Below are 11,625 nucleotides of genomic sequence, written 5' to 3'. Positions count from 1 at the left end.
ACGAACATGCCCGCCCGTTCCACTGGACCTACCAGGGCACTCCACTCAAGGAATGGGCCTGACCCCTCCACGAACTTGCGCGGAGCAGCACTAGTCATCTCTGCTGGTTAGATGCCACAACGCGCACACCGGACACTGATACGGGTCTAGCGCTGCCGCCGGGCGGCGGCCCGGGGCACGGCGTATCCATCGATGCCGGAGCGCATCGTCCTGTGACACGTACACCGCTTTTCGCAGACACACCACTCCCTCCAACCCGAACTCGCCACGGGAGAGGGTCTCCAGGTCGACGGGGAGTCGCTTCGGCAGCTGGGTTCTCACGACGTGCCTGATCCATCGCTTGCCCTTGCGTCGCCGTTCCGCCGACAGGCCGGTGGCAGCGGCCGCGCTCGCCGACAACGGTCCCTGATCCACCCGCAGTTGAAGGCGCCGCTCGAGCGCCTGTAGGACGGCGAGCTGCGGGATTCTGCGTGCCGCCGCGATCTGCCCCATCTCGCTGTCCCGCAAGAATCCGAGCAGCGCCCGGCCCGGGTGGATGGTGCGGGCTGGGAACAGCAGGCTCTGACGTGCGCCGTTGGAGCCCGTGTATCCCGCTACCCACCACATTGTGGGCACGCCGTTGAACTGCTCTGGGACCGTACGGATCAAGGAGTTGGGGGCGTACCCCGTCGCAAGGCCTTCCACGACCTGCTCGATCCAGCGGTCTTCTCGCACCCTCAGCCGTTCGCACCGCGAGCAGTCACTGCCCTTCGGGTGTTGCCGGCACGGTGCCGTTCGCGGTTCGTCGAGCACGGCACGTTCACGGTTCCAGCAACCCAGTGCCTCGATCAGTGCTTTGGCCAACCGTTGCCGGTTCGCCTGCGCCAGCACGGGGTCGATGCGCCGCTCCTGCGGGACAGGCCAAGTGGCGGGGCGTGCCACTCGTAGCCCGAACCGCGCCTCCGCGTACCGCACGATGTCGGGCACCGGCACAGACCATGCGGCGCATACCTGAGCAACGTTCTGGCCCTCCCAAGCCAAGTCGCGGCTGACAGCCTTTTCCAAGAGCCTCTCAGGCGGAAGCTCCAAGGGTTGCAGAGCCGTGAACTTCAGGATCTTGCCGTCCACGGTCGCCTCAAGTATCGCCGTTGCGGCTCTGCTGGATGCCGGGTCGTTCTCGGTGCCCTGCTCCGAAGTGTGCTGGAGCAGGAGTTGCTGTGCCCATCGGTGGAACGCCTGCCGTTGCTGCGCCTGGCGCGCTGCTGAGGCCGCTGGCGGGTAGCGGACCAGCTGCACGTCGCACCGTGTGAGCAGCAGGGTCCGTCCCGTTTCCCAGCTGATCCCAGCGTCCTTGGCGACGACGGCAAGGTCGTGTTCGGGAGCGTCGCCGGTGGTATTCGCCATCAGGGTACTGATCAACTCGGCGACCGGGATCGGGCTCCTGGTGACGGTCGACAGCATCAACACCTCGGCGCCGGTGTCCACTCGGATCCCCCAGCGACAGGGTTCGACGACATCGGCGGGCCCGTAGTCCACGACCCCTGCCGGCTTCGGTGCGTCGGGCCGGTCGAGTACCTCCAGGACCCACTCGCGGAACAGCCTTGCGTGCTCGGCCTGTACCTCCTGGGCATGCTCGGCTGGTTGTTGGAACACCTCGGCCTGACATGCTGCCAAGACCGCCCGCACCAACCGGTGCCACCGCACGCGGTGCCGCCGACGCAGTGCAACAGAGAGGACCTCCCCGTCGGGCTCCAGTCGGCTGTTCGCGATGGCGTTGCCGATCAGATGAACTCGGGCTTGGGGTTCCACTGTCGTGTGCGACAGCAGGAACGTCCCGGCATCGGTGACGATCCGCACGCCCCAGCGGCCCGGCGCCAGCGGCTCATCCGGCCTGGCCTCCGCAGGGTCCGGCGTGGACAGGTCGTCAGTCAACGCCCGAAGTTCCCTTCCTCGTATCGGTCTGCTCCTGGGAGCCTAGCCCCCCACGTACACCGCCGGAGCATCATCTCAACCCGCTACGCTGCAGCTGAAGACCATACGCGACGGACCAGGGCGCGTGCCGGCACTCCGCCGCCGCCCTGCCAGCTGCCCGCGGGGGTGGCCAGAGTGACGAGGAGTCGTAGGTGGCCAGCCGCAGCAGCGCGATCCGCTCCTTCGTCCGGGAGATGCCCACGGTCTACGACTGCGAGCTGGACGCGGAGTACTACGACGACAGGCACCACTGGGTGATCCGGTGGACGGACGGTCCCACCCGGGCCACTGTGCTCGCCGCCGTCGCACGCCAGTTGCCCAAGCACAAGGGCATCGTCCACGCCGGTCGCGACCTGTCCGACGAGGCGACCATGCTCGGCGCGATCCGCCTGTATGCCACCGGCGAGTCCGCCCGCTGGCGTTGTGTGGACGGTTGGGCCGCCGGCCACCACCTGGAGGACGTCGCTCACCCACTGCGGACCGCGACCTCCCGGGAACTCGCGATGATCGAGCGGGTACTGGAGGAGTCCGTGCAGGACACCCAGTGGGGCCGTCGCCGGTATGCGGCCGATGCGCTGGACCTCCTGCAGGAACGTCACGGGATCGGCTGGCTCCTCACCTCACCCGTCGGCAGCGCCCGTCAGCCGGAGGCTGACGCCCCCGGGGCGGCCGCGCTCCAGCCGTCCCCGATCGAGGCGCTGACCGCCCGCTACGCCCGCGCCGAGAACGCCACGACCTGGCGCACGCGCGCCGAGCCGATGCCGGTGGCGGAGGCGTTCGCGGCCGCGCTTGCCGACGAGGAGATCGACAAGGACGCCGCACTCGCCGCACTCGCGCTCGTCGCCGAGCTGCAGGCCGCCCTCGACGCGAACACCGCCACGCTGATGGACAGGGCCCGTACTGCCGACGGCTCGTGGAGCGACGTCGGGCGTGCGATGGGCGGCATCACCAAGCAGTCCGCGTCGCGGAAGTACCAGGTCCTCGCCTCGCCCGACAAGCCGTCAGCCAACAGCTGACGCTCCTGACGGTTCGCGGGGTCGCAGGGAAACAGCTCCCGAACAAAGCCGGGCGTCAGCTGTTGACTGACGCGCCCCGGCTACTCGTAGGCGCGGGCGGTCTCGTCCAGGCGGTCGGACAACACCCGCGCGATCGTGTCGAGGGCGTGGCGCAGCCGCAGGTGCTCGTCACCGTCGACCGCCCGGGTGGTGTCCAGCAGGTCGCTGGAGCCGGCGATCGTGGTGTACCCGGCGTCGGGGCGTGCGTACGGGTGCCAGCTGATCGTCGCGGTGATCGAGTGCCCGGCCGGCAGGCCCAGGGTGAGTACGGCGCCTTCGGCGACCGCCTGGCCCTCGAGCTCGGCGGCGGCTTCGGCCTCGTCCAGGGCGAGCGCGGCCAGCGCGGCCCGGTCGTACAGTCCGGCCATGATCTCCTGCGCCTCGGCGAGTGCGACGCGCAGCCGCGCGACCAGGTCGCGTGCGGTGTCCTTACGCTCGGTCTGCTCACCGCTGTCGAGGACCGTGGCCAGGCGCAGCAGTGCCGCGTGCAGGTGCCACAGCAGGAGCGCGTGCGGCTCGGGCTCGGTGGCGAGCATCGGCCGCTCGGCGATCCGGCCGACGACCTCGGCGAGCGCCCGGACCTCTCCCGCGTCGAGTGGCTCGTAGCGGAGGGCCCGTTCGGTGCTCGCTGCCGGGCCCGGCTCGATCCCGGCGCCGCGCAGGGCGTCACGGACGTCGTCCGGCCCGCACCCGGTGGCCCGGGCGAGGTTGTGCACGCTGCGGGTGCCCGTCCACCATGCGGCGGCCAGCTCTCCGGTGAGGTCCGCGGCGGGGACGGCCCGGCTGGCGGCTTCCTTGAGGGCGTGCAGGCAGGCCTCGCGGGCGACCCGGGAACCGGTGCTGACGACGGTGGTGGTCACGCTTCCCGGCCTAGGCCTGCGGGCGGCGCGGCGGCGGCCGATCCGGTCTTTCAACCAGTCGGCAGCCCCGGTTGCGGTGCGCTCCACGCCGGTGCGCAGCAGGGTCTCCAGCAGTAGCTGAAACAGGCCATCGTCCATCAGGGGCGGGGCCAGCGGCACGTTCCCCCGCCGCCCCGTCCCGCCCTTCGCAGTCGGTCAGCTGGTCGGTCATCCCCACCCGGTACGTGAACGTCGCGCACCGGCCGGAGAGCACAACCAGACCCGGTGGCGACAGGCCGGTCCGCTGTAGCGAGGCGCGGAAGCTCCACCACCAGCGTGCCCCAGCCACACCAGCCCCGTACAGGTGGTGATCGAAGCATCCACACGGCGCGTAGAACCGGCGGTGCGCCCCATGAGGCGCACCGAACCTGAACCGGTCGCGGCTACGCGCGCAGCCCCCGCCATACCGGCGAGCGAAGTCGGCCATTGTCTGTGACCTTGAGGAACTCGACCTCGGCCCGTAGCTCAGGACGCACGAACCTCACCTCGGTACCGCGCGGCAGTCCCAGGCCGCCGCCGGTAAACGGCGATACGGGGGTGGCGAGGCGTCGCAGCACGGCGGTCAGGGCGCGGCGCTCCGCTCCCGTGAAGCCCGCGCCGACCGAGCCGACGAACAGCAGGTGTCCGCTGTCGGGCTCGGGCTCGACACCGGCCAGGACGGCACGCACGGTGGCGCCGCCCGCGCCGCCGGGCAGCCACCCGCCGATCACCACGTCCGCCGTTCTCAGGTGCTTGATCTTGATCCAGTCCCTGGACCGCGCCCCCGGGGTGTACCTCGATTCGGCGCGCTTGGCCACCACGCCTTCCAGTTGGTGCTCCCTTGTCCATCCGTACGCCTCGGCCACCGAGTCCCAGACCGGCGGCACCCGAAGCCCCGGGCGGTCCAGGTGTAGGCCCTCCAGCAGTTCGCGTCTACGCAGCCACGGTTCGGTGAGCAGTGACTGCTCTCCGAGGTGCAGCAGATCGAAGGTGATGTACAGGGCCGGAGCGGCGGCCGCGCCGGCCAGCACCGCGGCGGGGCGCGTGCGGTGGATACGGCCCTGCAGCGCACTGAAGGACGGCGTCCCGCCGCGCATCACGACTACCTCGCCGTCGAGGATGAGGGGGCCGCGGACCTCGGTCAGCGCTTCGGCCACCTCGGGGAGGCGCGCGGCCAGGTCGGCGCCGGAGCGGCCGAGCAGTTGCACCGGCGCGGACCTCGGCACGTAGGCCACGCACCGGGCGCCGTCCCACTTGGCCTCGCCCACCCACCCGGGTCCGGACGGCAGAGGGCCGGCTGTCGCTAGCATCGGTTCGATGTGCGGCAGCCGCACCTGCGCGGATCCCCGGGGGCCCATACGTCCCAGGATGCAACCGACCATGGCCGAAGCAGGGGACGATTCGCCCGGTCGGCCCACAGCGGGACCACTCACCGCGATGGATGATGGGAACGTGAGCAGCTCGGGTGCACGCTACCGCGACGGTGACGTCCTGGAGACAGTGACCCGCCGACGCTACTTGGTCCTCGCGGTTGGCCTCGAGGCTTATTTCCTCCGCCGGCTGGACCCCGAATTCCAGGCCGAGCCGCTGGAAGCGGCCTGGATGTTCGAGAACTGCGCTGCGCCGGCCGTACCGTCCGGGGGCGGCCGCGCTCACTGCGCCTGCAGCTACCTGGCCCGGCCGGTACCGCCGCACCCTTTACGGAGGCTGCCGAGCACACCGTCGCCCCGGTGGCCGACACCGCCACGGCATAGCCCCGCACGCCGCCGACCACACCGGGCGGCATCGTTGGGACGGCGGCCCTGCTCTTCCGTCCGGACGATCCCGACGGCGGCTGGACCGTCACCCAGCGCGGCCCCCTGCGCCTGTGGGACCAGGTGGAGAGCGCCATTGAAACCTGGCGCCGCCACGGTGCGCCGACGATCTGCCGCGACCGCGCCGGATCCTTCCGGGACGGTGCTCGGACGGGGGCGCCCCAGGCCCGACAGATCGCCGATGCCTGGCCTGCTGCACAACCTCGCCGAGGCCGGCCACCGCGTCCTCGAGATCGGCACCGGGACCGGCTACTCCACCGCCCTGGGCGCGCACCGCCTCGGTGAGCGCAACATCGCGAGCATCGAGGTCGACCCGCAGATTGGGGAACGGGCGGCACAGGCCCTCAAGGTTGCGGGCTACGATCCCACCCGGAGTAGGGCGTCCCGGCACGTGGTCATGGCCAGACGCCCGGAGATCCGGGCTCCGGCCCTGCCGCCCCGGAACAGCGCGATGTCGGTGAGCTGGGCGGTGAGCGCGGTCGTGCGACGCGCGTGCCGGGACGTCAGATCCTCGATCTGCTCGGCGAACGTTCGCCGTCCGCACTGGTCGTTCCCGCACACGAGACGACGGGCCCGCAGGTCCAGTCGCACTCGCCGACCGGCTACCGGACGGTCTGCAAGACACCGCCGGTAGTAGCAGTGCAGCCGTGACGATCTCCGCCCGCACCCCGGGCAGGCGGCAGACACCGCGACCGACCGTACGGCGAGACGAACCTCACCAACCCCAAAAACCATCTCCTCGATCTTCACACCGATCCCCGGGAAGAGAAGGTCAACCACGCGCGCCGCATCCGTCACGCCCAGTTCATGCCCACCACCCGTTCCTGACCGGCACAGACCGCTCAATCAGCGACAGAGCCCACAACCTGAGCCAGAACCTCAAAAGACCTGCCCAATACAGGGAAGAGCTTCACCTTGCCCGTCGCGGTCATCGAATCGGCCGTCCTTCCCGCTCGCGTTCAAGTTTCGACTGCTTCCTGGTCGCCTCCCGGGCCATGTCCCGGAGATGGATCGCCTCCTTGTGCGTGATCGGCGCGTCGCGGAGGTTGTGCGAGCCCCGCAGGAAGTTCTCCGTACGGTCGGCGATGGAGTACGCCAGCGCCTGCTCGACCACCGCGCTGGTCTGGCGCACCTCGCCCAGCTCGTCGCGCAGCTTGCGCAGCAGCCTGTCCCGCTCGCGTTCGGCGGCCTCGATGTTTGCCAGGCGTGCCACCACGCTGCCCAGCAGCGGGTCGCAGGAGCGGAACAGCTCGACCGCGCGCTCGGTGGCAGGATCGACATCAAGGTGCAGGTCGAGCTGCGCCAGCAGGAACGCCGTCACCAGCGTGCCCTGGCTCAACCGCCGGCTGAACTCCCGAGCAGCACTGTCGCTCACTCCCAGCTCACGAACCGCGGCTGCTCGCACCTGCTCCCGCAGCGCGTTCATGATGCTCTCGGGCAGCGCCTTGATGTGCGGCTGGCTCGGCACGCCGACGAGCCGGAAGCCGGACTGGGGGAGCGTGGCGGCCTCGGCTGTACTGCCCGACCCTCCCTTCGAGGTCGCGCTCTGCGCGGCGTCCTGATGGTCGGTGAACTGCAGCGATCCGGACGTTACATGCTCGGGTTCAGCCGGTGCGGAGGCGGCGGCATGAACAGCCATTTCGGCTGCAGCGGCAGCCTTGAGGTCCGGCTGTGCCCCGGGAGCCGGGACGGCATCAGCCGCAAGGCCCGCCGGTGTACCTCCCGGGGACACCCTGTCCGCGGGGTTCTGTCCTCCACCGACACCACCGCGCTGAATGGATCCGCCGGCGCGCCCGGAGTCGTCGGCGCCGGGCTCGTGGTCGGGTTCCAGGTTCGGGCGATCCGCTGCGGCTTCCACGCCGAGATCCGCCTGCGCAGCCCCGGGCTGTGCCGCCTGGGCCTGGACACGCTTGAGCTCCTCGCTCCCACCGCGTCTGTAGGCGTCGAGGAAAGACGTGTCCACCTCCATCACCTCGTCGGTAGGAGTGGTCGCCTCCAGCATCTCTGCGAAATCCCGACTCATGCGAGCTCACCGTCCTCGTCGTCCAGGAGGTAGTTGTCGCCGCGGGTGAGCCCGATCAGCGAGTCGAAACCTGTGGTGACGACGCGTTCGAGGTTCGCCGAGTTCTTCGCCAGTGCCGCAACCTGGTCGACGAGCTCGTTGAGCCGCGCGATCTCCAGGGTCGGCAGGTCGTAGTCGAGGTTCTCGCGCCGGATCTTCTCGGCCACCGCCTCGGCGACGTACTCGTTCAACGAGGAGAACCCGCGCTTGTTGGCCCAGTACTCCGCCCGCTGCTTGTCGTCCGGGTCCAGCCGGATGAACATGCCCTGGCGGGCGCTGCTGCTTTGCGTTGAGCCCTTCTTCGTGTCGCGCACGGACTGGGTCTTCTTCTTCAACTCCTGTGGGGTGGTCATGCGCGACTTCTCCTTGCCGTGGTCGACTCATTCAATAGGGCGCTTTTGCAGCTCTATTCAATGAGTCATTCGTGTTCTTGTAGTTGGCATTCAAATGTCCGTGAAGTCGCTGACGTGCCCAGTCGGTCCTCCCCGGCAGGGCAGTACCTCAGCAGGCGACCCTGTCGGAGGGGGAGGAATTGGGCAGGGTCGCCTGCTGTGGGCCACGCCCGTTTCCGCTCGACTCGGCGCCACCTCGGCGCCGATCCCTTCGTCTGCCGGGCGGACTCCTGTTCAGGGGCCTGGCGTGGGGCTCGGCGTCGCGTTCGTCGTGCAGCCGGCGAGCCTGCGGGCGCCCCTCGGCGGCTAGATCGCCTTGCCCTTGGCGCTGGGTAGGTGTCCGACAAGCGGCCCAGCGTTGATGTCCTTGGCGGTGCTCGCAGTTGGACCCGGCGTAGAAGGCGACCGTGGCGCCTGGGTTGTGCTGCCGTCACCACTGGAGCATCCGGCCAGCAGGCTGCCCGCGACCACAGCGAGTGCCGCAGCCGCGAGTGCGGCGCCCCTCGTTCTCCAGGTCTTCATCGCTTCTCACCTCACCTCACCTGACCTGTCGGCGTCTAGTCGGATTGAATCGACTGGCCTTTGAGGGTACCTTACGCGAATGTCTATCAATGGCCAGTCGTTGGTTAGTTGGAAAGACTGTGGGGTGAGGAGGTGCAGAGGGCGTGCCCGAGCCCGGTCCGGCGCACAGGGTGCGTGCGGGCTGGTTCGGCTGACGGGGATCAACGGAGTTGATCCGGGCGCTCTGTGGCGCGTCGTGCGCCTGCCGACTGCGAGCGGCCCCCTGCCGGGTGGGCTGTTCATGGGCTTTTCATCTCCTTCCGCGAAGGGCTGACCATGCACGCTGCGCACATCCCCGCACCGATGAAGTCAGGTCCGGTCGTCTACACCGACCGGGAGCTCCTGTGCGTGCTCATCCGCCTGGCGCAGGGTGAGGGCACTCTCGGACGTCGCACGTTCGAACAGCGCCGCAGGGGCGCGGGCCCCTCGGCTCCGCTCTACGAGCGCCGCTTCGGCAGCTGGAACCGCGCGCTGGAGTTCGCGGGCCTCGATGCGGTCGCACAGCCCGAGCACCTGCGGGATGCAACGACGAAGTGGACCCAGGAGCAGTTCATCGCCGCGATCCGCTGGTGTCTGCGGGTAACGGGGTCCACGACGCTGGCGGCCTACGAGGCTTGGCGCACGGATCCGGCGAATCCGAAGTCCGACGTTCCGCCGGCCACCACCATCCGCTTCCGGATGGGCAGTTGGTCGCGAGCCACCAAGCTGGCCTGCAGCTGAAGTCCATCGGCATCTGCGATGCCGTTCACGCCGCACCGTGGGCAGGCCCGAGTCGGCAGATCTTCCCGGGAAGGGGATTCATGGCGGACGTAGTCACTGTCTGCATTCTGGAGCCGTGCTGCGAGAAGTCGGAGCCGGGCTACACACCGAGACCGAAGCCCTACTACGTGCGCACCCCGGGCTGGTCGGACTCGTGCAACCACCTCCATGGCGAGCGGCGGAAAGCGACGATCACGGAGTACGGGACGCGTGGGGAGGCCGAAGCCGAGTACCAGGCCAAGGCGTGCGGCTGGGGGGCGACGGACGGGTGGCTGTACGAGGGCGAGATGCCGCCGGAGGGGGAGCGGTTCCGGATCATGCCGGTCAAGGGCACCCTGACCACGCACTTCTGGCATGGGGAGCCGGTCGAGATCCCGTTCCCGACCATCGACCTGGCCCGCGAGTACGCCGAGGAGTACCACGAGTATCCCGACGGCGGGCACCACAAGCAGATCCTCTACAACATCGTCGGTGACCAGGACACGGTCGTGCGCTGGTCGTCCTACACGGTCACGGCCGGAACCGAGCTGACCGCGGGCGACTGGGCGTAGCACGTACTGAGCTGGCGGGTGAGCGCAGAGCCGCTGCCTGACCGGATCCTGTGGTTCCAGCGGAAGCAGCCGTAGAGCAGGCGGAGACGGATGTGAATGCACCGGTCCCTGTCCGCCGCGCGACCACCCTCTGGGCGAAGCCTCACCCTCCGGCATCTGCCCCCGACCTTCGAAAGTATCTCGGTGCGACATATCTGAAGCAGTGCTGCCTCCGCGCCCGGCCCCTGCCGCCCCGCGCTGCCTGTCCTCCCCGGCGGTGTCTCAACCGCCTGTACTCACCATGACAAGGAACGCCGTGTCCAAAACTCCCTTGGCTGTGCCCCCGCGCGACGCGGCCCCCGGCGACGTCTCCGAAGCCCTCACCCGGCTCTCCGAGGCCCAGGCGCACCCCTTCCACGGGTGGGACCGTACGTACAGCGCGCGTATCCAGAACCTGGCCGGATGGCTGCACGCCGCCGCCATGTGGCGGGGCCAAGACCTCGCCGAAGCCGCCGACATCCCCGAAGGGGGCGGCCAGGTCGTGATCCACTCGCTGATCGACGCGCATGCAGCCATGCTGGCCCGCCACGAAGCCGAGCTCGTGCCGTACAAAGACGCCGACGGAGCACTGCTCGGCAAGGACTACGACGACCGCAACGCGGTCGCAGACCGGCACATCGGGGAGGTCGTGGGGATGCTCGGCCTCGTCATGGCGGTGCTGGTCGGCGAGTTCGGACGGCCGGCGAGCACCCCGTAGCCGCATCTCCCGCTCAGGCCCGGACCACAGCGGCAGCAGGCCGCCCGGCCCCGCTGCCCCCCTCACCTCAAGGAGAAACCCACCCCGATGTCCACTCTCGACCTTGTGTGGCAGGCCCACCGGACCGCCGCCGACCTGAGCAACAGCCTCGCCGTCTTCTACGAGGAAGGCTATCCGGCCGGCCGCACCAATCTCACCGAATCCCAGCGGCAGACCCTCGCCGCCCAGCTCGGCACGCTCCAGCAGGATTTCGCCAAGCTGGGCGTTGTGCCGACCTCTTGAGACGCCAGGCGCTCAGTAGTCCATCACTGGTTCAGAAGGAGAAGGATGAGCGGGTACGGAAGCATTCGCACGGTACGCAACGCCATCGTCGAGAAGTTGACGGCGGAGGGGCGCGAGCCGAGCGCGTACAACATCACCGGGATCGCGCGGGACGCCTTCACGGCGCGGAGCGACGGCGGGTACGACGCGGCACCGGAAGCCGAGGTCTGGCGGGCTGCCGTCGACAAGCACCGCAGCCCGTACGGAATAGGCGACCTGGTGCGCGTTGCGGTCAGCACGAAGAGCGGGCATGTGGAGCTGCACTACGGCAAGATCTCCCAGTTCATGAAGGCCAACGGGGGTGCCTACCGCGGCCGGCCGGTCAAGCCGCACTCCGTGCACGTCGAGCTGGACCACCACACCAGCGGCTGGCTGGGTCCGCTCACGGAAGCCACTCCCGCGCTCGACGACTTCGAGATCGTCAGGGAGTGGGGGGCGATCCATCGCGGCGCTAGGGCGCGTATCTGGTTGTGATCAATCTGAGGGAATCGCCTGCGTCGCGGGACCTGATCCGGTAGACCGTGTTGTGTGACACGAGCGCAACTT

At 69.3% G+C, this 11,625-nt stretch carries 12 protein-coding genes and 1 pseudogene; 7 read left to right on the top strand and 6 right to left on the bottom strand.

What is annotated here, in order from left to right; all coding sequences use genetic code 11:
- Positions 1-90 precede the first annotated feature (90 nt).
- On the bottom strand, positions 91-1,911 hold the full coding sequence (locus tag ACIQVZ_RS41425; RefSeq protein WP_402458055.1) for a hypothetical protein: 1,821 nt from the start codon (positions 1,909-1,911) through the stop codon (positions 91-93).
- A gap of 191 nt (positions 1,912-2,102) precedes the next feature.
- On the opposite strand from ACIQVZ_RS41425, the gene ACIQVZ_RS41420 reads away from it, so the two are divergent.
- Positions 2,103-2,966 (top strand): hypothetical protein, encoded by an 864-nt coding sequence (locus tag ACIQVZ_RS41420; RefSeq protein WP_402458053.1) that lies wholly within the window; start codon positions 2,103-2,105, stop codon positions 2,964-2,966.
- Positions 2,967-3,046: 80 nt separating this feature from the next.
- Here ACIQVZ_RS41420 and ACIQVZ_RS41415 read toward each other — a convergent pair whose 3' ends face one another.
- Positions 3,047-3,865: a hypothetical protein gene (locus ACIQVZ_RS41415; protein ID WP_402458052.1), complete on the bottom strand. Its 819-nt coding sequence runs from the start codon at positions 3,863-3,865 to the stop codon at positions 3,047-3,049.
- Positions 3,866-4,287: 422 nt separating this feature from the next.
- Positions 4,288-5,151 (bottom strand): ATP-dependent DNA ligase, encoded by an 864-nt coding sequence (locus ACIQVZ_RS41410; RefSeq protein WP_402458050.1) that lies wholly within the window; start codon positions 5,149-5,151, stop codon positions 4,288-4,290.
- Positions 5,152-5,200: 49 nt separating this feature from the next.
- Between ACIQVZ_RS41410 and ACIQVZ_RS41405 the strand changes: the two are divergent.
- Positions 5,201-6,049 (top strand): annotated as a pseudogene (locus ACIQVZ_RS41405) (hypothetical protein); the annotation flags it as partial.
- 5 nt (positions 6,050-6,054) lie between these two features.
- On the opposite strand, the gene ACIQVZ_RS41400 reads toward ACIQVZ_RS41405, so the two are convergent.
- From ACIQVZ_RS41400 to ACIQVZ_RS41390, 3 genes are all read right to left on the bottom strand, one after another.
- Positions 6,055-6,432, bottom strand: coding sequence for a transposase family protein (locus ACIQVZ_RS41400; protein WP_402458058.1), 378 nt, complete (start codon positions 6,430-6,432; stop codon positions 6,055-6,057).
- Between the two features lie 193 nt (positions 6,433-6,625).
- Complete coding sequence (locus ACIQVZ_RS41395; RefSeq protein ID WP_402458047.1) at positions 6,626-7,699, bottom strand: hypothetical protein; 1,074 nt, start codon at positions 7,697-7,699, stop codon at positions 6,626-6,628.
- Positions 7,700-7,716: 17 nt separating this feature from the next.
- Complete coding sequence (locus tag ACIQVZ_RS41390) at positions 7,717-8,112, bottom strand: hypothetical protein (RefSeq protein WP_402458044.1); 396 nt, start codon at positions 8,110-8,112, stop codon at positions 7,717-7,719.
- A gap of 876 nt (positions 8,113-8,988) precedes the next feature.
- Between ACIQVZ_RS41390 and ACIQVZ_RS41385 the strand changes: the two genes are divergently transcribed.
- The 5 genes from ACIQVZ_RS41385 to ACIQVZ_RS41365 all read left to right on the top strand — a co-directional run bounded on the left by ACIQVZ_RS41385 (position 8,989) and on the right by ACIQVZ_RS41365 (position 11,553).
- Positions 8,989-9,432 carry a homing endonuclease associated repeat-containing protein gene (locus ACIQVZ_RS41385; protein WP_402458041.1) on the top strand — a complete coding sequence of 148 codons (444 nt, stop codon included), beginning with the start codon at positions 8,989-8,991 and terminating at the stop codon, positions 9,430-9,432.
- 80 nt (positions 9,433-9,512) lie between these two features.
- A complete protein-coding gene (locus tag ACIQVZ_RS41380) occupies positions 9,513-10,022 on the top strand; it encodes a hypothetical protein (protein ID WP_402458038.1) in 510 nt (169 codons plus the stop codon).
- 295 nt (positions 10,023-10,317) lie between these two features.
- Positions 10,318-10,758, top strand: a complete 441-nt coding sequence (locus tag ACIQVZ_RS41375) for a hypothetical protein (RefSeq protein ID WP_402458036.1) — start codon at positions 10,318-10,320, stop codon at positions 10,756-10,758.
- 87 nt (positions 10,759-10,845) lie between these two features.
- Positions 10,846-11,040, top strand: a complete 195-nt coding sequence (locus ACIQVZ_RS41370) for a hypothetical protein (protein WP_402458034.1) — start codon at positions 10,846-10,848, stop codon at positions 11,038-11,040.
- Between the two features lie 45 nt (positions 11,041-11,085).
- A complete protein-coding gene (locus ACIQVZ_RS41365) occupies positions 11,086-11,553 on the top strand; it encodes a hypothetical protein (protein WP_402458031.1) in 468 nt (155 codons plus the stop codon).
- The last annotated feature ends 72 nt before the right edge of the window (positions 11,554-11,625 follow it).

The sequence above is a fragment of the Kitasatospora sp. NPDC098663 genome (assembly GCF_044760075.1).
In the GTDB taxonomy this organism is placed as follows: domain Bacteria; phylum Actinomycetota; class Actinomycetes; order Streptomycetales; family Streptomycetaceae; genus Kitasatospora.
Note: the sequence above shows the minus strand (reverse complement) of the source record. Positions and strands in the feature narration are given on the sequence as shown.

What these genes read in the sequence shown, in the direction of transcription:
- ACIQVZ_RS41395 (WP_402458047.1), bottom strand. Translation starts at nt 7,699, where the DNA reads ATGCTGGAGGCGACCACTCCTACCGACGAGGTGATGGAGGTGGACACG.
- ACIQVZ_RS41380 (WP_402458038.1), top strand. Translation starts at nt 9,513, where the DNA reads ATGGCGGACGTAGTCACTGTCTGCATTCTGGAGCCGTGCTGCGAGAAG.
- ACIQVZ_RS41385 (WP_402458041.1), top strand. Translation starts at nt 8,989, where the DNA reads ATGCACGCTGCGCACATCCCCGCACCGATGAAGTCAGGTCCGGTCGTC.
- ACIQVZ_RS41400 (WP_402458058.1), bottom strand. Translation starts at nt 6,432, where the DNA reads ATGGTTTTTGGGGTTGGTGAGGTTCGTCTCGCCGTACGGTCGGTCGCG.
- ACIQVZ_RS41390 (WP_402458044.1), bottom strand. Translation starts at nt 8,112, where the DNA reads ATGACCACCCCACAGGAGTTGAAGAAGAAGACCCAGTCCGTGCGCGAC.
- ACIQVZ_RS41370 (WP_402458034.1), top strand. Translation starts at nt 10,846, where the DNA reads ATGTCCACTCTCGACCTTGTGTGGCAGGCCCACCGGACCGCCGCCGAC.
- ACIQVZ_RS41365 (WP_402458031.1), top strand. Translation starts at nt 11,086, where the DNA reads ATGAGCGGGTACGGAAGCATTCGCACGGTACGCAACGCCATCGTCGAG.